15 protein-coding genes are annotated in these 23,566 nt (G+C 40.6%); 7 read left to right on the top strand and 8 right to left on the bottom strand.

Going from position 1 to position 23,566, the window contains the following annotated elements; genetic code table 11:
• Positions 1–7: 7 nt before the first annotated feature.
• The 3 genes from ACXZ1K_RS18720 to ACXZ1K_RS18730 all read right to left on the bottom strand — a co-directional run bounded on the left by ACXZ1K_RS18720 (position 8) and on the right by ACXZ1K_RS18730 (position 3,663).
• Complete coding sequence (locus ACXZ1K_RS18720; protein WP_458971209.1) at positions 8–316, bottom strand: hypothetical protein; 309 nt, start codon at positions 314–316, stop codon at positions 8–10.
• Positions 317–325: 9 nt separating this feature from the next.
• A complete protein-coding gene (locus tag ACXZ1K_RS18725) occupies positions 326–3,091 on the bottom strand; it encodes a DNA gyrase/topoisomerase IV subunit A (protein WP_458971210.1) in 2,766 nt (921 codons plus the stop codon).
• An 83-nt stretch (positions 3,092–3,174) separates the two neighbouring features.
• A complete protein-coding gene (locus ACXZ1K_RS18730; RefSeq protein WP_458971211.1) occupies positions 3,175–3,663 on the bottom strand; it encodes a cytidine deaminase in 489 nt (162 codons plus the stop codon).
• A gap of 88 nt (positions 3,664–3,751) precedes the next feature.
• Between ACXZ1K_RS18730 and ACXZ1K_RS18735 the strand changes: the two genes are divergently transcribed.
• The 3 genes from ACXZ1K_RS18735 to ACXZ1K_RS18745 are packed head-to-tail and all read left to right on the top strand — an operon-like array spanning position 3,752 to position 12,235.
• The gene (locus tag ACXZ1K_RS18735; RefSeq protein ID WP_458971212.1) at positions 3,752–8,920 is read left to right on the top strand and encodes a translocation/assembly module TamB domain-containing protein; all 5,169 of its coding nucleotides are present in this window, start codon (positions 3,752–3,754) and stop codon (positions 8,918–8,920) included.
• A complete protein-coding gene (tamL, locus tag ACXZ1K_RS18740) occupies positions 8,904–11,237 on the top strand; it encodes a translocation and assembly module lipoprotein TamL (RefSeq protein WP_458971213.1) in 2,334 nt (777 codons plus the stop codon). Before ACXZ1K_RS18735 ends, tamL begins: the two co-directional genes overlap by 17 nt.
• Positions 11,238–11,257: 20 nt before the next feature.
• Positions 11,258–12,235, top strand: a complete 978-nt coding sequence (locus ACXZ1K_RS18745) for a YihY/virulence factor BrkB family protein (RefSeq protein WP_458971214.1) — start codon at positions 11,258–11,260, stop codon at positions 12,233–12,235.
• On the opposite strand, the gene ACXZ1K_RS18750 is transcribed toward ACXZ1K_RS18745, so the two are convergent.
• A complete protein-coding gene (locus ACXZ1K_RS18750; RefSeq protein ID WP_458971215.1) occupies positions 12,232–14,151 on the bottom strand; it encodes a DNA topoisomerase IV subunit B in 1,920 nt (639 codons plus the stop codon). The two genes, ACXZ1K_RS18745 and ACXZ1K_RS18750, sit on opposite strands and share 4 nt — an antisense overlap.
• A 119-nt stretch (positions 14,152–14,270) precedes the next feature.
• Between ACXZ1K_RS18750 and ACXZ1K_RS18755 the strand changes: the two genes are divergently transcribed.
• The 4 genes from ACXZ1K_RS18755 to ACXZ1K_RS18770 all read left to right on the top strand — a co-directional run bounded on the left by ACXZ1K_RS18755 (position 14,271) and on the right by ACXZ1K_RS18770 (position 19,043).
• A complete protein-coding gene (locus ACXZ1K_RS18755) occupies positions 14,271–15,626 on the top strand; it encodes an APC family permease (protein WP_458971216.1) in 1,356 nt (451 codons plus the stop codon).
• A 31-nt stretch (positions 15,627–15,657) separates the two neighbouring features.
• Positions 15,658–17,007 carry an MFS transporter gene (locus tag ACXZ1K_RS18760; RefSeq protein ID WP_458971217.1) on the top strand — a complete coding sequence of 450 codons (1,350 nt, stop codon included), beginning with the start codon at positions 15,658–15,660 and terminating at the stop codon, positions 17,005–17,007.
• A gap of 105 nt (positions 17,008–17,112) precedes the next feature.
• Positions 17,113–18,510, top strand: coding sequence for a DEAD/DEAH box helicase (locus ACXZ1K_RS18765; protein ID WP_458971218.1), 1,398 nt, complete (start codon positions 17,113–17,115; stop codon positions 18,508–18,510).
• 308 nt (positions 18,511–18,818) lie between these two features.
• Positions 18,819–19,043, top strand: coding sequence for a hypothetical protein (locus ACXZ1K_RS18770; RefSeq protein ID WP_458971219.1), 225 nt, complete (start codon positions 18,819–18,821; stop codon positions 19,041–19,043).
• A gap of 164 nt (positions 19,044–19,207) precedes the next feature.
• Here the strand turns inward: ACXZ1K_RS18770 and ACXZ1K_RS18775 are convergent, their stop codons facing one another.
• Genes ACXZ1K_RS18775 through ACXZ1K_RS18790 form a run of 4 tightly spaced genes read right to left on the bottom strand, consistent with a single transcriptional unit; the run spans position 19,208 to position 23,550 of the window.
• The gene (locus ACXZ1K_RS18775) at positions 19,208–20,446 is read right to left on the bottom strand and encodes a class I SAM-dependent methyltransferase (protein WP_458971220.1); all 1,239 of its coding nucleotides are present in this window, start codon (positions 20,444–20,446) and stop codon (positions 19,208–19,210) included.
• Positions 20,447–20,448: 2 nt separating this feature from the next.
• Entirely contained in the window at positions 20,449–21,264 is an 816-nt protein-coding gene (locus ACXZ1K_RS18780) for a DUF1365 domain-containing protein (RefSeq protein WP_458971221.1), read from the bottom strand.
• A 7-nt stretch (positions 21,265–21,271) separates the two neighbouring features.
• Positions 21,272–22,516 (bottom strand): NAD(P)/FAD-dependent oxidoreductase, encoded by a 1,245-nt coding sequence (locus ACXZ1K_RS18785; protein WP_458971222.1) that lies wholly within the window; start codon positions 22,514–22,516, stop codon positions 21,272–21,274.
• On the bottom strand, positions 22,516–23,550 hold the full coding sequence (locus ACXZ1K_RS18790) for an SAM-dependent methyltransferase (protein ID WP_458971223.1): 1,035 nt from the start codon (positions 23,548–23,550) through the stop codon (positions 22,516–22,518). The genes ACXZ1K_RS18785 and ACXZ1K_RS18790 overlap by 1 nt, the downstream gene beginning before the upstream one ends.
• Positions 23,551–23,566 lie beyond the last annotated feature (16 nt).

Raw genomic sequence — 23,566 nt, forward strand, 5'->3', positions numbered from 1 at the left:
ATTGGAATTACAACCTTACTTCAGGAGGCAGATCCGGCGAAGACAAAAATTCAGTAATTGTCCCCAGCGAAGCTTCAGGACGCAATTTTATTGAAGGTATATTAAAGGTGGTTAAGTGTTCGGACTGCAAAAATTCATCAAATAACTTTTCAAACTGTTTAGGTTCTTTGTTGTCTTCCTGCTGATCACCAGATTCATCATCATGATCACTTTGCCAGGCAACAATGGGTTGATGACTATTGCTCACGAAAAGCACTGTGCATTTCATAGAAATGAATAATAATAACAATAAAACAGCAGCAGTCTTGTTCAGCATATCTGGTAATTAAAACAACTTCGTTTGCCCCTTATCGTCAATATCAATATCATCAGGATTGGTGATTTCAAAATCGACAGATTTTGCTGTAGGGACTTCTTTTACTCCTTGAACGACCGGATGCTCATCTGTATTGCTTGCCGGAGCCACTTCCTTAATAACATCTTCTTTAGAAAGATTATCTTCTGGAGTAGTGTTTTCATTCTCAGAGACTTCTTCTTCCTCTTCAGCGGAAGCGATAACCGGCGAAGGCTTTTGCTCCAATTCTGGTTCTATTTCATCATGATTAGCAATGCTGATGTTCTTAACATCATGCTGAGAAAGGCGGTTACCATTCGCCTTTATACCTTTCACATCAATAAAGTCAGCCAATACCACTTCTATCGTTTCCGGAATCTGCGTTTTACCTTTCAATACATCAACGGTAAGCACCGCGGCAGGGTTACTGGTCAGATACATAAATTTAGATCCGGCTTCTTCACTGATCATTCCACCTTTTCTACCCACCGCTATAGGTTCGAATAAGAAACGCTTTACAAAGTAGTTCTTTGCCTTGCCTTCATATTGAACCAGGGCAAATGGCTTCTCTGGATCAAACTTCTGGATCAATATCAAATCAGCATCAAAGTGATTGCTCAATTCGAATGTACTTAGTTCATACCATCCGTCTTTATGCACTTGAAGGATCTTGTCATCACCATCAAATTCTCCAAGGTACTTACCTCTACCATCAACGTTAAGTCTTCTTAGCAAAGAATCATACCAAATCTTTAAGCCAGACAAGGTTGATACACCTTTGCTCTTAAACAAAATCTTTTTAACGGGATACTTGGAAACAATATTACCCTGTGAGCCTCTCCCTTTAATGGCTATTTCTGCGTAATCCAGATCAAACTGAAGTTTCTTTAACTTGGTATGAGGTTTAAGTTGTATTGTAACTACTTCTGCCTCCCCGTTTGGATTGGCCGTAAAATACAGAATTTTGGAGCCCTTACTTCCTTTAGTGAGATCATACTCTTTATCGCGAGTTACACCCACTACAGCAAAACGTTTAACGTAAGACACACCTGTTCCACCATCTTTATAGATCAAATTATATATGGTGCGCTCATCATTCTTTTTGAACACCTGCGCGTGGAGTATACCTTTTCCTACAAATGTTTTATCGGCCACTTTGGTGATGATGCACTTGCCATCCTCTCTAAATACAATGATTTCATCAATATCAGAACAATCGGCAACAAACTCATCCTTACGGAGTCCGGTTCCGATAAAACCGTCCTCACGGTTCATATATAACTTTACATTGGCCAGAGCTACTTTAGAAGCTTCTACCCGATCGAAAAGCCTAATTTCAGTTTTACGTTCCCTGCCTTTTCCGTACTTATCTTTTAATTTTTGAAACCAGGCAATGGCATAATCAGTGAGGTGTTTTAAGTGATTCTTAACTACTTTGATCTCGTCAGCGAGCGCTTTCATTTGATCGTCCGCTTTCTTCACATCAAAGCGGGTAATACTGCTCATCGGTTTATCGATCAGCTTTTTTAAATCTTCAGGTTGTATTTCACGGTAAAGCTTTTCTTTGAAAGGCTCAAATAACCTGTTTAAGACCTCGACAACCATCTCAAAGTTCACGGCATTTTCGTAGTCGGCATGCTTGTACATCCCCTCTTGTATGAAGATCTTCAGTAGGGAACTAAAGAATATCTTTTCCTGAAGTTCATGAAGCTTAATTTCCAGCTCCTGTTTCAGCAAACCTTTGGTATGTTGCGTATTCTGAATTAAAATATCATTAACGCTCAGGAAATTGGGCTTATCATCCTGAATCACGCAAGTATTTGGCGAAAGTGATACCTCACAAGAAGTAAATGCATATAAGGCATCTATGGTCACATCGGGCGAAATACCCGGCGCCAGATGAATCACAATTTCCACATGCTGTGCGGTATTGTCTTCTATCTTCTTGATTTTGATCTTTCCTTTATCATTAGCCGACAGTACGCTATCGATCACGGAGCCGGTCGTGGTGCTGTAAGGCACTTCAGTGATCACTAACGTACGCTTATCCTTTTCAGTAATCTTGGCCCGTACCCTGATCCTGCCACCCCTCATCCCCTCGTTGTACGCAGAAAAATCGGCCATACCACCGGTAAAGAAATCAGGTAAAATATTAGGTCTGGTACCTTTCAAGGCTTCTATTGATGCATCAAGCAATTCAATAAAATTATGGGGCATTACTTTGGTGGCCAGGCCTACCGCAATGCCTTCGGCACCTTGTGCAAGCAATAAGGGGAACTTAACAGGTAGGGTGATGGGTTCATTATTCCTACCGTCATAGCTCAACTGCCATACGGTAGTATCAGGATTAAAAACCACATCATTCGCAAACTTAGAAAGTCTGGCTTCAATATACCTCGGTGCGGCAGCGCTGTCGCCAGTTATGGGATCTCCCCAGTTACCCTGACAATCAATCAAGAGATCTTTCTGACCGATCTGCACCATGGCATCTCCAATGGAGGCATCACCATGTGGGTGATACTTCATGGTGTTACCAATCACGTTGGCCGCTTTATTAAAACGACCATCATCCATTTCCTTAAGAGAATGCATAATGCGGCGCTGCACCGGCTTCAATCCATCATTGATGTGAGGTACAGCACGATCAAGAATTACATAGGACGCGTAATCGAGGAACCAGTTTTCGTAAAGCCCGTTGATGGGAATTACGGTATGCGTATTTTCTTCGTTTACGTTGTTTTCTATTTCGTCACTCATCAAAAAAGGATTGGATTCCGTAAATATAAGGGTTGGATATAGATTTCAAGAACAGAAGTTTCCAACAGTTCACTGTGGAATATTTATTTCCCCAATCGCTCTTCCACAAAAGCAAAGGGCAATAGATTTTTAATCCCTGTTGTTTTAATAACCTCACCGTCCAGGCAGTAAAAAAGCACCTCTATTTCTTTTTTCTGCTTCTGCTCGTATTCTGCCATTACCTGCAGGCAGGCTCCGCATGATGTTACCGGTTTCTCAATTATAAAGTCATTGCTACGCGCAGTAATCGCCATCTTTTCGATGACTACATTTGGATGTATTGCACCTGCCGTAAACAAGGCTACACGTTCTGCGCAAAGTCCTGATGGATAGGCTACATTTTCTTGATTACTGCCCAATACTACCGAGCCGTTCTCCAGCTGAAGTGCTGTTCCAACCTTAAATTTAGAGTACGGTGAATGGGAAGAAACCAACGCATTTTTTGCCTGGTTACATAAAAATTGATCCTCCTGATTTAACTCATCCAGACTTTGGAAAGTTTGATAACTAACAGTAAAAATTTTTTGATACATATCTAAACATACGTAAAAATTGGTTGTTATATACCTGATGGCATAGTTTTGGTTATTGTGCAGTTAGCTAATCCTCAAATTTTTCAGGTTGAATAAATATATACGAAAAAGTTTAAAAGTAATCTTATGGGTCATCGCAAGTATTATCATACTGGTGGTGTTACTAGCGCTTTCTTTAAACATTCCCGCAGTCCAAAACTTTGTTAAAGACAAAGCCATTACCTATCTAAAAAACAAAACGAAAACAGAAGTAAGATTGGAAAGCATTAAGATAGCGCTTCCTAAGGACGTTGTTTTAAATAAATTTTACATAGAAGATAAAAAAGGCGATACACTCCTCTACGCACAAAAGCTTTCAGTAGACATTAGCCTCTTGAAACTTTTAAGCAATAAAGTAGAAATCAATAACATTTCCCTTCAAAAAATAAGGGCGAATGTTACCCGCATCAATCCGGACACCAGCTTCAACTTTTCTTTTTTAGTGGACGCATTTGTCTCTGAGCAGAAAAAACCCGATGAACAGGTAAGTAAAGACACCACTTCAACACTAAAATTTTCTATTGATAAAGTTAACTTCGAAGACATAGGTATCAATTACCGCGACGATGTCGCCGGTAACGACCTCAAGCTAAATCTTGGAGCGTTTAAAGCCAAGTTGAAAGACTTTGATCTGGCCAATCAGCATTATGTGATCAAAACACTTTCACTAAATAATACCTCTGTAAAATACCTGCAGCAAAAACCCTTAACCACACTTGCCGCTCATATCGAAAACAGTATAGACACTGCAAAAACAGATTCAGGAAAGCTTCCGCTAATAGAAGTAGGAGATTTTGCTTTCAACAATATTAAGATTGATTTTGACGACCAGACCTCAGGTATGAACGCTGCTGTTAACCTCAATAGTCTGCAATTGGAAAAGCTTTTTGTTGATCTGACAACTAATATCTATAAAGTAAGTACTGGTAAGATCAACAACACGCTGGTTAATTTCAAAATGCCGGGAAGCAAGGCCGATATCAACCTAAACGAATTCTCACTGGGTGATCTTGTTGCTGATGTAAAAAATGGAAAGTATAGCTTAAACGAAACCGCTTTAAATAAGTCGACTGTGGTTTTCGCTATGACGCCAGCTAAACCGGCTAAAGCGAATCCAACATCAGATACGACCACTAAAAGCGCCCCTTTATCGCTAACTGTCAATAAGTTGAATCTTGCAGAAAATAATATTCAATTTGATAATACAGCGGCAAATCCTGTTAAAGGAATGGACTTTAATCATTTAAACATTAACAATTTGAGCCTCGCTGCAGAGGCATTAGGATATAGTAATTCAGGCATCAGGGTATATGTTAAATCAGGTACTTTTAGAGAAAAGAGTGGTTTTCAACTCGATGAACTACAGGGTAATGTGGTGTACTCCGAAAAACAAATCCTTGTAGAGAACTTTAAAGCCAAAACTCCGAACACAACTATAGAAAACAACACTAAGCTTCAATATACTTCGCTGGAAGATCTGACTAAACATCCTGAGCGTGTAAAGATTGCGATGAACCTGAGCAATACGATTATCGGGCTACAAGATGCGACTTATTTTAGTAACGCAATACCTGCAAATTACCGCAACGAAACGATTAAGGTTAACGCAAGCGTTAACGGCTATATGAGCAACCTATCCATCCCTAGATTACAGGTTACTGGTCTGAAGAGCACTTACATTGATGTGAGCGGAACAGTTAAGGGGTTGCCAGATATTAACAAGACTTACTTAGACTTAAACATTAAAAAATTTTCTTTAACGAAGCGCGATCTGTTGATCGTTATTCCTAAAAAATCTTTGCCACCATCTATTGAATTGCCTAATGTGATTGCCGCGAACGGAAAGTTTAAAGGGTCTATGACTAATTTTACTACCGGCTTCAATATCAGTACCGATATGGGTGCTGCCAAACTGGCGGCAACGATGAAAGGTTTGAAAGGCAGGGAGCAATATGCAGCCAATATTAGCCTCAACAACTTCAACGTAGGTAAGTTGTTAAAGATGCAGCCTAAATTGGGAAAAATTACAGCGAAGGCAACAGTTAGTGGAACCGGACTGGATATGAAAAAGGCCTCTGCCAAGGTCAATGCCCAGGTAGTAAGCGCCTACTATAACAAATATACTTTTAGAGACTTGTTGTTAAGCGGAACCTATAGCAATGAAAAGCTGAATCTGAAAAGTAGTATGGCGGATACGAATGCCAACTTTAACCTGACGGCTGCAGTAAACATGGCTGGTAAATATCCAGCTGTAAAAGCAGATTTAAACCTGAAACAGGTAGATCTTCAAAAGCTCAATTTCAGCACGACCGAATTTAAATTGGCAGGTTTGGTTACGGCCGACATCAGAACTGCTGACCCTGATTACCTCAACGGTGATGTAAGCGTTAGGAGTTTGCAACTGGTAAAAGAAGGGCAGAAATTTAACATGGATACCATCGATGTGCATTCAGAAGCTTCTGCAGACCACAACCTGCTGACCCTAAAATCTGAAGTATTAAGTGCACGCGTTGATGGAAAATACCAACTCACAAAGTTAGGAAGTGCAGTTATCAACCAGATTAACAAATACTACCAGTTTGGTGAGGTAACTAAAATTCCTGATCAGCGCTTTAGGTTCTCCATGAACTTTTACAACCCTAAATTTTTGAAGAATCTTATTCCTTCTCTTACTACATTCTCGCCCTCAAGTATGAGTGGTTTGATAGATACACAAAAAGACAGTCTGCTGATGCGCGCCTTTTTCCCACAAGTAGTGTACGGTGATTATAAGGTAGACAGCACCAGGTTGAATATTGATAATAATAACCAAAAGCTTAATTATAAGCTGACCATAAAAGGTGTTCAAAGTACGTCCATCGCTTTATACAATTCAGAAATCAGCGGCAGCGCAGCAAATAATTTATTAGGGCTGAATATATTTTTACGCGACAGTAAGTTGAAAGACAAGTATGTGTTGGGCGGAAATTTCAAATCTCTAAATAAAGATTACCAGTTTAGTTTTGACCCCAACAAACTGCTGTTAGATTACCAAAAATGGGCTGTATCTCCGGACAACTACTTACAATTCGGACAATCAGGCATTCTGGCGCATAACTTTAATTTGAGTCAGGGTACACAGATGTTACGCATAAACAGCACAGACAATACGCCAAATTCTCCCCTTACTGTCGAGTTTAAAGATTTCCGGATTGAGACCTTAACCAAATTCGCAAAGCAGGATACGGCACTTGCAGGTGGGTCCATTAACGGCACAGTAAACGTGAAAGATTTGGTAAGCAACCCTAAATTCGAAGCTAACCTTACCGTAGATCAGCTACGTTATCAAAAAGACCAATTAGGAACTTTAAGGATCGCAGTAAATAACAATACAGCCAATGCTTTCGAAACCAATGTTGCATTAACAGGAGTTCATGAAATTAGATTAAATGGCTTCTACTACACCAATACAGAAAACGCGCTGGACCTATCCCTAAATATTGATAAAATCGACTTGAAGTCGCTGCAGAGCCTATCCATGGGACAAATTAAAAACGGATCAGGCACAATCACCGGGCAGTTAAATGTAAAAGGAGCTGTCTCATCTCCTAAAGTTTTGGGAGACGTTAAGTTTAACCAGGCAGCATTTACAGCAACCTATGTAAACTCCTATTTCAGGATGCCTAATGAAACGATCAGCTTTACCAATTCGGGCGTAAACTTTAACAATTTTAAGATACTGGATTCTCTGGGCCAGAAGTTCACTGTTAATGGTGGCGTGCTTACATCCGATTATACCAACTTTAGGTTTAATATGGACATCGTCTCGGATAACTTTAGAGTGATGAACTCAACTGCGGCCGACAACGACATGATCTATGGTACAGTTTACCTGACTAGCAACATTAAAGTTCGTGGCGATTTAAACCAGCCTAATGTAGACATGGCGGTAAAGGTAGAAAAGGGCACAAAGTTCTACTTTGCCTTACCTGTTAGCGACCCTTCCGTAATTGATCAGGAAGGAATTGTACAGTTCATAGACGCTGATGCTGCGCCTTTTAACGGACAAAAAGCATTAAATGGAGATAGCGTCAGTAAATCGCCCATTAAGGGAATTAATTTAAGTGCAAACCTGACTGTAGATCCTGAGGCAGAACTGAACGTGGTAGTAGATCCGTCAAATGGTGACGCCCTGAAAGTGAGAGGCGACGCAAATTTGGTTGCCACCATGGATCCGAGCGGAAAGACCAGCTTAACCGGCAGGTATGAGATTACAGACGGCTCTTATAACTTGTCTGTAGGTCCATTGGGTAAGAAAGCATTCAAATTGGTAAAGGGAAGCACGATTGTGTGGACAGGCGATCCCATGTCGGCCAATGTAAATCTAACCGCATTATACGAGGTAAATGCAGCGCCGATCGACTTATTAAACGATCCTACAAATATCCCGGCAAAAACCAAACTACCATTCCAGGTTTACCTGATGATGAAGGATGAGCTGTTGAAACCAACAATTTCTTTCCGCCTGGATTTACCGGAAAATGAGCGTGGAGCTTTGGGAGGTGAGGTTTACACCAGGCTGCAACGGGTAAATCAAGACGAAAACGAATTGAACAAACAGGTATTTGCTTTGCTGGCCCTTAATCGCTTTATTGCGGAAAATCCATTCCAAAGTCTGGCAGGCGGCGGTGGAGGTGTGTCAACACTTGCGCGTTCTAGTGTAAGTAAGTTGCTTACTGAGCAGCTAAATAATCTGGCTTCTGATTTAATACAGGGCGTAGACATCAACTTTGGGGTAAATTCATCAGAAGATTATTCTACAGGTTCATTGGAACAGAAAACTGATTTAGAAGTTGGTTTATCTAAGAAGCTATTGAACGATAGGCTAACTGTAACTGTGGGAAGTTCCTTCGGATTGGAAGGCCCCCCTACTCAAAACCAGAAATCGACCAACATAGCTGGCAATGTCAATGTAGAATATGCGCTTTCTGCAGACGGAAGGTATCGACTAAGGGCATACAGGCGCAATCAAAATGAAGGCGTTGTGGAAGGCCAGATTATTGAAACCGGATTAGGCTTTGCGCTGGTGGTGGACTACAATAAGTTCAAGGAGATTTTCCAGAAAAAGGAAACCAAAGAACAGAGAAAAGCCAGGAAAGCAAAGAACGAACAGCGCGAGCAGGAAAACAGAAACAAGGAAGCAGAAGAACAGAAATTAAAAAATGAAGAACCTATATAGACTTTTACCATTACTATTGTTATGTATGGTTATTGCGGCCTGCAGTAGTACCCGTGGTTTAAAGCCAGGGCAAATATTATATACAGGAGCAGATGTAAAGATTAATCCAGATACTTCTGCAAAAATTGACGATCAAAAGTATGTAAGGGCCACACTGGAAGGTAAAACAAGACCAAAGCCCAACAAGTCTTTCCTGGGCTTTAAATACAAATTGTTCTTTTACAACCTGGCTGGCGAGCCTACAAAACCTAAAGGATTTAAACATTGGTTGAGGACTAAGTTTGGTGAACCACCTGTACTGTTGAGCGAGGTAAAAATTAAATACAACAATGATGTATTGACCAGCTACTTGATTAGTCAGGGTTATTTACAATCTGTGGTTACCGGCGACACGCTGGTTAAAGGCAAAAAAGGTAAGGCTGTTTATACTGCGCTCACCGGTCAACGTTACAAGATCAACAGCATCAGCTTCCCTAAGGACAGCGGTAACCTGGCCAACATTATCAATCAGCATAAAGGAGAGACTTTATTGAAAGTTGGAAATTTTTATGATTTGGATACCTATAAAAACGAACGGATCAGGATTGACAATGATCTTAAAGAAACTGGATATTTTTATTTTAGCCCGGATTACCTTATCCTACAGGTTGATAGCACTATAGGTAAAAATCTGGTAGACATTCGGGTGAGGGTTAAAGACATCGCACCGGATGCTGGTTTAAAACCATATACGATCAAAAACATCAATATTTATCCAAGTTATAGCCTACGGAGAGACAGTGTTTTAAGGAAACTGGAACCATTAAAATACAACGACTTCAACATTTACGACAACAGGAATACGTTTAAACCGAGGGTATTCGATAGATTGGTATTCTTTAAAAAGGATGAGCTGTACAATAGAAAGGACCATAACCAATCATTAAACAGAATGGTTAACATTGGTGCATTCCAAAACGTTAAGGCGGAATTTTTGCCTATTGATAGCTTTAAAAACAACCAGTTGGACCTTAACATTTACCTGACACCGCTTAAGAAGAACTCGCTGTCATTCGGTGTAACCGGCACCAGTAAGTCCAACAATTTTGTAGGATCTGAGGTGAAGCTAACACAAACAACGAGAAATGTTTTTAGAGGCGCTGAGATATTAGAAGTGAGTGCGAGTGGAGGTTTTGAAACGCAGGTAAGCGGTAAATCGACTCAAAACTTAAACTCTTATTCGCTTACCGGCGAGGCAAAACTAACCTTTCCAAGGTTTATAGTGCCCTTCTACAAACCAGGTACCACCAACGCATTTATTCCAAAAACCATTACCTCAGTTTCGTATCAATTGTTAAACAGGGGATCGCTTTATACTTTAAATAGTTTTAAAGGAGAGTTTGGTTATAGCTTTAAAGAGAATCAATACAAGGAGCACATATTTAATCCAATCTCTGTAAATTACGTTCAGCCTATTATTGATAAAAATGTGAATCAGAAGGATCTTTTCGACTCTATTCCGGGATTAAACTATACACTTCAAAAACAGTTGATTATTGGTAGTAATTACAGCTTTACCTATACCAACCAGATGGAAGAATCGCGACGTAACAACATGTATTTTAATGGTGCAATAGAAACCGGTGGTAATGTTTGGGGGCTATTTACGCCCAAAGATAAAAATGGACAGCGCTCCCTGTTTGACGTTCCTTTAAATCAGTTTGTGCGGCTGGAAACGGATTTTAGAGATTACTACAAAGTAAACCGGGGAGTTACCTGGGCTAACCGGTTAAATATTGGATATGGATATGCCTATGGCAGCAGTACATCCCTCCCATTTGTAAGGCAATTTTTTGCCGGAGGTAGTAACGACATTAGAGCTTTTAAAGCTCGGTCTTTAGGCCCTGGGACCTATAAAGTGCCAGACTCGATACCATTCGCAGATCAGGGGGGTGACATCAAGCTCATGCTGAATAGTGAACTCCGGTTTAAAATAGTAAGTGTGCTTTATGGAGCTGTATTTGCAGATGCCGGTAACGTTTGGTTAAGAAAAGAAGATCTAGGTTCGCCCGCCACAGCAACCACCCCAGCAATTGACGGCAGACCAGGATCACAATTTAAACTCAAAAATGTTTTGAATGAACTGGCAGTTGGTACTGGAGCAGGATTAAGAGTTGATGCTACCATTTTTGTGATAAGACTGGATGTGGCTTTCCCTGTCAGGAAACCTTACCTACCAGAGGGCCAGCGCTGGGTTCTTGATCAGGTTAACTTTGGCAGCAAGAGCTGGAGAAGAGAGAATTTAATCTACAACATTGGTATCGGTTACCCATTCTAATTATGGCATTACTAAATAAAATGAGGTCCTTTTTTATGGCTACTTATCATCTGTTCGTAGCTGCGGGAAAAGGTTTTATCGAAGATAGGGTGATGAAATTAAGTGCTGCCCTTGCTTATTATACTATTTTCTCCCTAACTCCCCTTATTGTTATCGTGATATCCGGAGCAACATTATTTTTAGGAGATCGCCTTAACCCCGGTTCTGAACTTTTCTCAGAAATCAGCCAAATGGTCGGTTCAGATGCTGCAGCGCAGCTTAAGTCTTTTGTAGACCAGTCAAATTTAAACGGAAAAGGTACTTTTGGTTTGATCATTGGTATCGGAACCTTAATTATTGGTGCCACAGCGATCTTTATCGAGATTCAGGATAGCATTAACCTGATCTGGAAAGTTAAAGCAGTCCCAAAAAGAGGTTGGAAAAAATTAATCACCAACAGGCTACTTTCATTCTCCTTAATTGCGTCACTGGGCTTCTTATTGCTGGTATCTCTTGTACTCAATAGTATTGTGGTTGGAATTGGCGACAAACTTGCCAGCTACTCCAGTAAAATAGGCATTGAACGGGTCTCTGAGGTATTGATGCTCATTGTTACCAATGCCCTCACCTTAACCGTAGTAACAATCATTTTCACCATCATCTTCAAAGTGTTACCAGATGTTGACTTAAAATGGAAGCCTGCCATTATCGGCGCTTTATTCACCGCCGTGATGTTCAGCTTGGGTAAGTATGTAATTGGTGTTTACATAGAAAAGGGGAATCCGGGGTCGGCCTTTGGTGCGGCCAGCTCCATTATCGTCATTTTGGTTTGGATTTATTACACCTCGATTATTCTTTACTTCGGTGCGGAATTCACTCAAGCCTATGCAGAGAAGTACGACAAAGGTATTTCGCCTAGCAAATATGCCGTACACACCAAAATCATAGTAGTGGAAAAGAAAGTAGATGTACTTCCACCTCAGCACCCGGAAGAAACGAAAATTAAAGAAGAAAGCTAGGCAGATTCTGCCAAATCTTCGTCGACCACATCGTGCATTACAGCCGAGGTGCCAGCATCTTCAGTAGCAGATATCAGTTCTTCCACAGTATCTTTCTCTACCCGAAGGTTCCTGATAATGTGCTGCTGCCTGTCGGGCGTGTTCTTGCCCATATAATATTCCAGCAAATTCTTAATAGTCTGATCTTTTAAGATCACTGGATCCAGCCTGATGTCTTTACCGATGAACAACCCAAACTCATCCGGAGAAATCTCTCCAAGCCCTTTAAATCGCGTAATCTCAGGTCTGCTGCCCAGCTTCTCAATTGCCTTTTTGCGTTCATCATCGCTGTAGCAATAAATCGTTTCCTTTTTATTACGTACCCTAAACAAAGGCGTTTGCAAAATATACACGTGGCCTGCACGTACCAACTCAGGGAAAAATTGCAGGAAAAAGGTCATCATTAACAACCTGATGTGCATACCATCCACATCGGCATCGGTAGCAATTACAATGTTGTTGTAGTGCAGACCCTCCAGTCCATCCTCAATATTTAGGGCATGCTGAAGCAAATTAAATTCCTCATTCTCGTAAACCACCTTTTTGGTAAGCTCATAACAATTCAGAGGTTTACCTTTTAAACTAAAGACCGCCTGGCAGTCAACATCTCTTGATTTGGTGATGGATCCTGATGCAGAATCTCCTTCGGTGATGAACAGCGTAGTTTCGTAACGCTTATCGTGAGTACTGTTAAAATGTACTTTGCAGTCCCTCAATTTCTTATTGTGCAAAGAAGCTTTCTTGGCCCTGTCGTTAGCTAGCTTTTTGATACCGGCAATGTCCTTACGCTCCCTTTCCGATTGCATAATTCGCTTTAACAGTGCATCCGCAACATCAGCATGCTTGTGCAGGTAATCATCCAATTCCTTTTTTACAAAGTCATTGATAAACGTACGCACAGATGGCCCTTCCGGACCCATATTTTGCGAGCCCAGCTTAGTTTTCGTTTGCGACTCAAACACAGGCTCCTGTACGCGCACAGAAACGGCAGCGATAATGGAAGCCCTGACATCAGATGCATCAAATTCCTTTTTGTAGAACTCCCGAATGGTCCTTACTACTGCTTCGCGGAATGCAGCCTGGTGTGTACCACCCTGGGTGGTGTGCTGACCGTTTACGAAAGAGTGGTAATCTTCACCATATTGCTGTCCGTGGGTCATTGCCACTTCAATATCATTTCCAATTAAGTGGATTATTGGATAGCGGAGCTCTTCAGGTTTATTGAATTTGGAAAGAAGATCATACAAGCCTCTTTCTGAGAAATATTTTTGATTGTTAAAATTAACAGTTAAGCCTGTGTTTAGGAAAACATAGTTCCAGATCATGCTTTCCACGAAATCTGAAATGTAATGGTAGTTCCTGAAAATACTTTCATCCGGATAAAAAGTAATGGCAGTCCCGTTACGCTGGGTGGTATCAATTACGTCATGCTCAACGATGATCTCACCTTTAGAAAATTCCACCTTTTTAGTTTTACCATCCCGATAAGATTGGACAACAAAGTTAGTAGAAAGTGCATTCACGGCTTTAGTACCTACCCCGTTTAAACCAACAGATTTCTGGAAAGCATTACTATCGTACTTACCACCAGTATTGATTTTAGAAACACAATCTATCACCTTGCCCAAAGGTATACCCCTACCGTAATCCCTGACATTTACTTTAGAATCAGAAACGGTAATATCTATTGTTCTGCCAGAGCCCATCACAAACTCATCAATAGAATTATCCACAATTTCCTTGAGCAGCACATAAATACCATCATCCTGTGCAGAACCATCACCCAGCTTTCCGATATACATACCCGGACGCAGCCTGATGTGTTCCTTCCAGTCGAGAGATCTGATACTATCGTCGTTATAAATAGGTTCTGCCATGATGTTGATGAGTGTTTTACAAAAATAACCTAATAAGTTTTCCAATCAACTACAAAGTTTCAACAAATACACATTTGACCGGGATATTTTCTATTTTAGGTCATCAATCCCCCCGATCCATGGAACAAAAAAAACAGCTATCTCTCTTCGACCTGTCCATGATCGTTGTAAGCCTTGTGATAGGTATGGGAATTTTTAGAACACCAGTAAACGTTGCAAAAGCCGCACAAATTCCGGAGTTGTTTTTCCTGGCCTGGATTGTTGGTGGGTTCATCGCTCTTTGTGGGGCATTAACTTATGCGGAGATCGGTTCCAGGTTTCCGGTAACGGGTGGCTATTACAAAATCTTTTCTGAGTTTTACCACCCTTCTATTGCCTTTGCCATTAATTGCATCATCGTTGTATCCAATGCTGGTTCGGTGGCAGGTGTATCTATTATTGGGGCAGAGTATTTCAGCAAAGTAATTTTACCAATGGAAATGCAAACAGAAACCTGGCGGATCACTATTGCAACAGTAACCATTGTATTGTTTTATTTCCTAAATCTCCTTGGTCTCCGGGTAAGTTCTAAAGCACAAAATATACTTTCTATTATAAAGATGGGAATGGTCATTACTTTGATAGCAGCAATTTTTGAGGGCTCCGTTAAGGAAACTGCCGCGCCTGTTTTTAAAACTGCTACTGGATTAATGCCCAATTGGTTCGACTATGGAAAGGCACTTGGAGTATGCCTAATTGCCATCTCGTTTACTTTTGGCGGCTATCAGCAAACTATCAATTTTGGTGGCGAAATCAAGGATGCTAAAAAGATATTGCCACGCGGCATTATCATCGGACTAGCCATCATCATTACCCTTTACCTGGCCATCAATTATGCTTACGTAAATGTAATTGGTTTTGAACAACTTAAATCCTCAGAAAGCATCGCAGCAATCCTGGCAGGAAAAATATTCGGGCCAATCGGCTTCACGCTTTTATCCGGATTGATCTATCTTTCTGTACTTGGGTATGTAAACGTAAACTTACTCAGTAATCCCAGGGCAATGTATGCCATGGGCGAAGAAAATGCTTTACCAACCATATTCACTAAAAAAAGTAAGAAAACAGATGTTATGTATGTGAGCCTTACTGTATTCGCCGTCATAGCTATCCTTACCTTATTCTATGCTCAGACGTTCGACAAGATTCTAAACTATACCATCTTCCTGGATTGTATTGGAATGGCCACCTCTGTAGCTACCATTTTCATGCTGAGAAAGCGTACGGCGCATCTCGATAGAAACACTATTTTTACCATAAAATTATATCCATTATTGCCGCTTATCTTTATCGCGGCATATCTTTTTGTGGCGATTAGCATTTATAGCGATGACCCTGAAGCAGCAATAAACGGATTGCTGATCTTTGCCTCATTTATCATTATCTATTTTCTCAATCGTTTTTTCAACAAATCCAAATCAAAGCATTCAATTTGATTACCTTAGTAGACCTACCTGTAGTTAACACATGCCAATAAAACAGCTCCCATTAAGAAAACAAATTGCCTATGCATCAGGCATGATGGGATGGAGCATGATGAGCAACATCATCATCGTGATGTTACCGTACTTTTATTTGCCGCCAAACAACTCAGGATTAACGCCACTTGTTCCCCAACTCCTTGTTTTTGGTGCATTTAATATTTTATCGCTTATCGCAGCTTCGGGCAGGTTGTTTGATGCCTTATACGATCCTTTTATCGCATCAGTAAGCGATGGAAGCAAAAACCCTCAGGGCAGAAGAATCCCAATAATGCGTTATGCCATTTTACCAGCAGTCATTTTTTGCTCCCTGGTTTTCTATCCCATCGTAAAGGGTGAAAGTGTGATCAACGGCTGGTGGCTAACCTTCGTATTGGCCGGTTTCTTCATTTCGGTAACCACCTACATTATCCCCTATAATGCGCTTTTAGCAGAACTGACGCATACACCTGACCAGAAGGTTAAGCTGTCGACATACCAGCAGGTGGGTTTTGTGCTGGGCATGATTGTAGCTGCGCTTGTAAATAACTATGCCGATCTGATTCAAAACTATTTCGGGGTAGCCGACAGGTCTTTAGCCCTTCAATACACCATCTGGATATTGAGCATATTTGCGGGTCTGGTTATGATACTTCCCGTTATATTTATTAATGAAAAGGAATATACAGAAGCTAAACCAACACACATTGACCTTATTCCAGCTATAAAAAATACCTTCAGAAACAAGAACTTCAAATATTATCTGATCTCAGACTTCGCTTATTACATTGCATTAAGCATTATTTCAAGTGGCCTGTTGTTCTTCGTGACGGTATTGCTAAAGCTGCCAGATTCTGACGGGGGAAAATTCATGGGGGTTATGGTTATACTCTCCCTGCTTTTCTATCCATTTATCAATTATGGCGCTAAGAAATTTGGAAAGAAAAGCCTGGTATTATGGGCTTTTGTAGTGTTATGCCTAATCTTTGTTACCATCTATTTCCTTGGCAAACTCCCTTTCCCACCAGCGATGCAAATGCTCATGCTGGTAACCCTGGCCTCTTTTCCGCTTGCTGCATTGGGTATTTTACCCAACGCAATACTTGCAGATATAGCACAGCAGGACACCGCAGAGACAGGTGAAAACCACGAAGGAATGTTCTTTGCTGTAAAATACCTCTTTGTTAAGCTGGGCCAAACATTGGGGATTGCCATCTTCGCCATGTTAACGGTTTATGGTAAAGATCCGGGTGATGACTATGGCTTGCGTTTAAATGGTGTGGTCGGCTTTGCATTGTGCGTACTGGCATTGCTGTTCTTTAGCCGATTCAAAGAGCCAAAACTCCCTGTTAGATAAGCACATAACTATAAATAAACTAGAAAAGCAAAAGCCAAAAGTAATGCGTATCTTTGTGGCCAGAGCGAAAACTAAGGCTCTTATTATACATTAAATACACGTACATTGTTATTCGAAGAATTAAACCTGATTGAGCCTATTTTAAAAGCGCTGCAAACAGAAGGTTATACACAACCAACCCCAATACAAGAACAATCCATCCCGAGCATATTACAAAAGAAAGATCTTTTAGGCTGTGCCCAAACCGGTACCGGCAAAACTGCAGCATTTGCAATACCTATGTTGCAGTTATTAAGCAAGCCCCATACCAATACCAAGATACATAAATCAATAAAGGCCCTGGTATTAACCCCAACACGGGAACTGGCTATACAAATTGAAGAAAGTTTTAAAGCTTATGGCAAAAACCTACCAATCAAACACTTAGTGATCTTTGGTGGCGTTGGTCAGAAAGCCCAAACTGATGCCTTGCACAGGGGTGTAGACATACTTGTAGCAACCCCTGGTCGCCTTTTAGACCTGATGAACCAAGGGTTCATTAATTTGAAGGATGTAGAGATTTTTGTGCTGGATGAAGCTGACAGGATGCTTGACATGGGTTTTATCCACGACGTTAAAAAAGTAATCTTGAAGCTCCCTGCAATCAGACAAACTTTGTTTTTCTCGGCTACCATGCCTAAAGAAATCCAATCACTTGCTGATACCATTCTAAGAAATCCGGTAAAAGTTGAGGTTACACCAGTATCTTCCACCGCAGAAAAAATACAACAACAGATTTTCTTTGTCGAGAAAAACGATAAGAAAGATTTATTACTTCACCTTTTAAAGGATAAGACCATTGAAACTGCCCTTGTATTTGCACGTACTAAACATGGTTCAGACCGTATCGTCAAGGATCTGATTAAAGTGGGTATAAAAGCAGAAGCAATTCACGGCAATAAGTCGCAAAATGCGCGACAAAGAGCACTATCTAATTTCAAAGCTAAAATCACCCGCATCTTAGTCGCTACTGACATCGCTGCCCGTGGTATCGATGTTGATGAGCTGGCACATGTGATCAATTACGAGCTGCCAAATGTCCCGGAAACTTACGTACATAGAATAGGCCGTACTGGTCGCGCGGGTTTAAGCGGTACCGCTTTCTCTTTCTGCGATCCGGAGGAAAAGGAATTTCTTGATGATATTGAAAAGTTAATCGGTTTAAAAATACCGGTTACTGAAGATCATCCTTTCGCAATGAGCTGGCAAAGCCTGCTTAGCGGTGCTGCAGCAGCAAAAGCTAAAGGCAAAGCCAAACCTTCAAGAGGTGCCAGACCAGACCGCAACGGAGCAAAGCCAAACGGCGCAACCGCTACCGGTTCTAGGCCAGGTGGCACATACGCAAGTGGAAAGCCGAGTGGCGCCCGCCCGGAAAGAACAGAAAGGCAACCAAACTTAAGCGGAACTAAAAGGACGCCAAGTAGTGGTAGCAGACGTTGGAGCGGCAAAAAAACATCGAGCTAACTTGTAAAAAATAAACCGTTCTGTTCCAAGGCTGCATAATTGCGCTGAAAAAGCGCAATGACGCTAGGCCTTTTCACAGAAGGTATATTTTCTTACCGATTAGCATCGTACAAAGAGTCCAAAAGAGAAAATAGTGTTTTCCTGGAGTAGGGAAATATTTACGAAAGGGAAGCAATTTATTGCTTCCCTTTTTCATTAATAGGCATGTAAATTAAAATTAACTACTTGTTGGTTTAGCATTAATAGACTTGCAGATTAAAACAAGTATCCCAATCTGGTGTTCTATCAATAAATTAAACAACAACGATATGATTACTCCAGAAAACCAAATCCCGTTAGATGATTCTAACAATTCAGAAAGCGAAGACCAACAAAGTCAAAAAGATATTCATTCAAATGGATTTGAGGAAACTTCCGTGCCATCAGAGGATAACGATCAATCAGGTGATATTGAACGTTTGGAACAAGCTTCAGATGCATCAGAGCCATCTTATACTTTAAGTCTCGGCGAGGAAAAACCAGCAGACCAGTAGTTTACTTAAGTAGGAAATTGGTGGCTGAAGAATAACTTCAACCTCTCCCACTTAGCTTTGCGACATCAAAAATTATGCTTGCTCAGAGAAGGCCTAGCGTCATTGCGCTTTTTCAGCGCAATTATGCAGCCGTCGAAGAGGAATGCATAATTTTTCTAAGCAAACTAACGCTCAATATTATTGGGTCTTACATAAACCATCTGCATCACATTGATATTCCTCATTTCAAATGCCGCTTCGCAATAATTGAAATAGTAGCGCCATTTTCTAATAAACCTGTCATCATAACCCAGTTTCTTAATCTCAGCAATGTTCTGATTAAATTGGTCATACCATAACCTTAAGGTTCTGGCATAATCCAATCCCAAATCCTTCAGATCAACCATTGTCAGTTCGCTGGTCTTATTGATAGACTGATTGATCTTTGCTACAGATGGCAACAATGATCCGGGAAAAATATGCTTCTGAATCCAATCTACACCCTTGCGCAAACTATCATAACGAGAATCAGGACTAGTAATTACCTGGAAGGCAAAGATACCATCTGGCTTAAGCAAGCTATTTACTTTAGAAAAATATTCTTCGTAATAATTGTGTCCTACAGCCTCTAACATCTCAATAGACACAATCTTATCAAACTCGCCGGTTAAGTCACGGTAGTCCTTTATGATAACGCTCACACGATCAGACAAACCTTCAGCCGCTACACGCTCTGCAGCCATCTTTTGCTGTTCTATGGAGATGGTAACAGAGGTTACCTTACAACCATAATTCTTGGCCATGTAAATTGCGTTAGCTCCCCAGCCACTCCCAATTTCCAATACATGATCCGTTTTTTTCAAATGAAGCTGATCACAAAGGCGTTGGTATTTTGCATATTGAGATTCCAATAAAGATATGCCCTCTTTAAAAAAGTACCCACTGGAGTAGGTCATGGTCGTATCCAAAAAAGTCGCAAAAAACTCGTTGCTCAAATCATAATGCTCAGAAATGTTTTTCTGAGAGCCAGATATACTGTTGGATCTGCCATTATGATAGATCCGGTTTAACCATTTAAACAAATTTAGAGAAAGGGCTTTTGCCTTACTACCAGAAACAGACGGTGCATTGTCAACATTCAAAAGAACCCACTTGATTAACTTGGTCACATCATTTGTTTCCCACAAACCATCCACATAAGCTTCACCGAAACCTATATCACCATACAATACCAAAGCTTTAAAAAATTCATCATACTTAATGTGAATATCCGCCTTAAGTTTTGCATGCTCATCACCAATCTGGATAAACTCTCCATTAGGCAGCGTAACTTCAAGACAGCCTTTAGTCATTTTACTAAGAGCATTGATCACGGTGTTTTCGTAAAATCCTGATCTGTTTTTGGCGATAGTTAGCGCTTGCATAATTACTTCGTTTGCGGTTTATACGTCTGATATGGTTTATATACGTCCTTTTGCATTATCTGGTTTGCAGATTTTTTGTGAAAAGAAAATTTCTTACGCCATAACAAAAATGCCTGCCAATGAATTAACCACATCACCCTTAATGGTATAAGAGGTATTGAGAAGAAATATCGTAATAAATTCCGGTCATTTAAAACTTTCCTTTGTCCTGTTAGCGTACTCAAAAAAAATCTTTTGCCCTCCTTGTCGTAATCGTCTATACGGATGTCAAGTTTTTCTCTCGGTATCTTAAGGTTAAAGTCGAACGAGGTATCCAAATCTATAAAAGGTGATACATAAAAGTACTTCTCAGCTCGTTGCCTGAATGTATCGGATATCAACTCATCTTTCCCGATAAAAAACATCTTCATTTCATGAAAAGTGTTACTTATTTCCACCACAGCGCAAAGTGGCGCTCCATCTCTATCAAAACAGAAATAGAATGATACAGGATTAAAGTTATAGCCAAGTACAGAAAGATTGGTCAGCAACATCACCCTCCCATCGCCCAATATTACTTCATGTTCTGCCAAATAGGTGCTAAGTTGCTCTCTTACACTCTTAGTCGTATCCGGGTTGTCCTTTGGCAACTGCAAATGGTCTTTATTTCTGAAATTAAATAAATTGAATCGATTAAAGCTTAACCACTTCAGCTTGGCCGACAATGCCTCTACCTCATCCAAATCCAGGTAAAACAGGTACACATTGTACCAAAAACTATGTTGCTTTGGTGTCAACCTGTTGTGCATTACCTTGCATATATACAGTGAGGAATTCATCGTTCAACTACAAAAGTTTACATAACGCTACTGCGCTCGCATAGGCATCCTCATGGAAGCCATACTTAAAATAACTACCACAATAATAGATCGGCCCATCTTCATTTAGTAAATGCAGCTCATCTTGTGCCTGCATAGCTGGTACATCAAACAATGGGTGCTCGTAATCAATGGATTTAATAATCCTTTTGGGATCCAATTGATCTGATGGATTAATGGAAACAAAGTAATTCTTCTTTTCAGACACTTGCTGCAACTGGTTCATCCAGTATATTGTACTCGGCACCAACTCGTTACCTTTTTTTTCCACCCGGTAATTCCAACTGCTCCAGGCCAGTTTCTTTTTCGGCATCAGTGTCTCATCTGTATGTAAAACAGCCTTGTTAGGTTGATACTTAAATTTAGAAAGCAAACGCTCTTCATCGGTCGTTTTTCCGCTTACAATTCTGTAAGACTGATCGGCGTGACAAGCCATAATCACTTTATCGTAAACATGAGCTGTACCATCGGCAAGGGTAACGGTTACCATACCGTCTGCCATGCGACTAACTTTAACGGCTTTCTTGTTGATCTGTATCCTGTCTTTGAAAGGTTTAATTAAAAGTTCGCGATAAGCCTGGCTTCCTTTGTCCAGGGTAAACCATTGGTGTTGGGTATCTAGGCCTAAAAACCCGTGATTCTTAAAAAACCTGATCAACGACACTGCTGGAAAATCCAGTATCTGCTCCATAGGGGTAGACCACACGGCCGAGCTCATGGGAATTAGATATTTCCAAAGCATGTCTTCACTATAACCAAACTCTTTTATGTACCTGCCAATTGAATAATCTGCATATTCAGGCTTATCCAAGATATCTACGCTTTCTTTATTAAAACGGTTAATCTGCATGAGCATCTTAATAAAAGAAGGTTTGAATATATTCCGGCGCTGTGCAAACAGATGGTTCATACTAGATCCGCTGTATTCCAAATTATCTGGCAGGTACTGCACACTGAACGACATATCCGTCTTCTTAACCGGAGCTTTTATTTCATCAAAAAGCTTCGTTAAATTAGGGTAAGTCTGGTAATTAAACACCATAAAACCAGTATCAATGTAAACGGGTTTACCATCTTCATTTACCGTAACGGTATTGGTATGCCCCCCCACATAATCCAATTCCTCAAAAAAAGTGAGGTCATATTTTTTATGCAAAAAATGGCCGCAACCCATACCGGCTACGCCGGTTCCTATAACAGCAACTTTTTCCATTATAGTTGGTTCTTTTTGAACAAGTAATGGCACACCATCCACTCATTTCCTTCATCGTATCCAAACAATTCTGCACAGGCGAGGTAAAACAAGCGCCAGTAAACCCACCACTTAACTGCCTGATCCTTACCGTACGTTTCCTCAAAAACAGGCATGATGTCTTTCTTATGCAAATCCATATTTGCCAGCCAGGCTTCCGACGTTTTTGAATAGTGCATACCATTGACTACCCACATTTGATCTACCTTCAAATCGTCATTAAAGTAAAACAACAGGTGGTTAGAAGGCATGATACCACCGGTAAAAAAGTATTTACTCATCCAATCGCTCTCATCCTTCACCTCGAACTTATAAGCCAAGGTTTTATGGGTAAAAATATGAACGAACAATTTGCCATCCTCTTTTAAAAAGGAAGCAACTTTACTAAGTAACAGCTTGTAGTTGCGCATATGTTCAAACATCTCTACGGATACTACCCTGTCAAATTGCTGAAGAATCTGAAAGGTGTTCATATCTGCAGTGATCACCGTCAAATTTGTAATGCCGCGCTCCTTGGCTGCATTGTCTATATAGGCTTTTTGCGTTGTAGAATTGGAGACCACAGTAAAGCGACTGCCAGGGTATTTGGCCGACATATAAAGTGACAAAGAACCCCAGCCACATCCCAATTCCAAAACATCCTGTCCGTCTTCCAACTCTGCACGTTTACAAGTCAACTCCAACATATCAGATTCGGAAGTATCAATATCAGAAACACCCTCCTTCCAATACCCGCTTGAATATTTCAGGTGCTTTCCTAGACAATATTGGTAAAATACAGTGGGCACTTCATAGTGCTGTTGATTGGCATCAGCGGTATTTATGGCAATGGGCGAATTCCGTAGTTCATCCAGTAACGCATTAAAAGCATTCTGCTGCATCTCTACATCAGGCAAAGTTTCGTCTGTTAAACGCTGCTTCAAGAGCTTTCTAATGCCTTGTCTTAATATAAAGTCAGGAAGTTTATCTTGTTCAATTAAAGAATCGTACCACATTTAGCTGCAAGTTTTA

The sequence above is a fragment of the Pedobacter jaeyakensis genome (assembly GCF_054461315.1).

What these genes read in the sequence shown, in the direction of transcription:
- ACXZ1K_RS18720 (WP_458971209.1), bottom strand. Translation starts at nt 316, where the DNA reads ATGCTGAACAAGACTGCTGCTGTTTTATTGTTATTATTATTCATTTCT.
- ACXZ1K_RS18725 (WP_458971210.1), bottom strand. Translation starts at nt 3,091, where the DNA reads ATGAGTGACGAAATAGAAAACAACGTAAACGAAGAAAATACGCATACC.
- ACXZ1K_RS18730 (WP_458971211.1), bottom strand. Translation starts at nt 3,663, where the DNA reads ATGTATCAAAAAATTTTTACTGTTAGTTATCAAACTTTCCAAAGTCTG.
- tamL (WP_458971213.1), top strand. Translation starts at nt 8,904, where the DNA reads ATGAAGAACCTATATAGACTTTTACCATTACTATTGTTATGTATGGTT.
- ACXZ1K_RS18745 (WP_458971214.1), top strand. Translation starts at nt 11,258, where the DNA reads ATGAGGTCCTTTTTTATGGCTACTTATCATCTGTTCGTAGCTGCGGGA.
- ACXZ1K_RS18750 (WP_458971215.1), bottom strand. Translation starts at nt 14,151, where the DNA reads ATGGCAGAACCTATTTATAACGACGATAGTATCAGATCTCTCGACTGG.
- ACXZ1K_RS18755 (WP_458971216.1), top strand. Translation starts at nt 14,271, where the DNA reads ATGGAACAAAAAAAACAGCTATCTCTCTTCGACCTGTCCATGATCGTT.
- ACXZ1K_RS18760 (WP_458971217.1), top strand. Translation starts at nt 15,658, where the DNA reads ATGCCAATAAAACAGCTCCCATTAAGAAAACAAATTGCCTATGCATCA.
- ACXZ1K_RS18770 (WP_458971219.1), top strand. Translation starts at nt 18,819, where the DNA reads ATGATTACTCCAGAAAACCAAATCCCGTTAGATGATTCTAACAATTCA.
- ACXZ1K_RS18775 (WP_458971220.1), bottom strand. Translation starts at nt 20,446, where the DNA reads ATGCAAGCGCTAACTATCGCCAAAAACAGATCAGGATTTTACGAAAAC.
- ACXZ1K_RS18780 (WP_458971221.1), bottom strand. Translation starts at nt 21,264, where the DNA reads ATGAATTCCTCACTGTATATATGCAAGGTAATGCACAACAGGTTGACA.
- ACXZ1K_RS18785 (WP_458971222.1), bottom strand. Translation starts at nt 22,516, where the DNA reads ATGGAAAAAGTTGCTGTTATAGGAACCGGCGTAGCCGGTATGGGTTGC.
- ACXZ1K_RS18790 (WP_458971223.1), bottom strand. Translation starts at nt 23,550, where the DNA reads ATGTGGTACGATTCTTTAATTGAACAAGATAAACTTCCTGACTTTATA.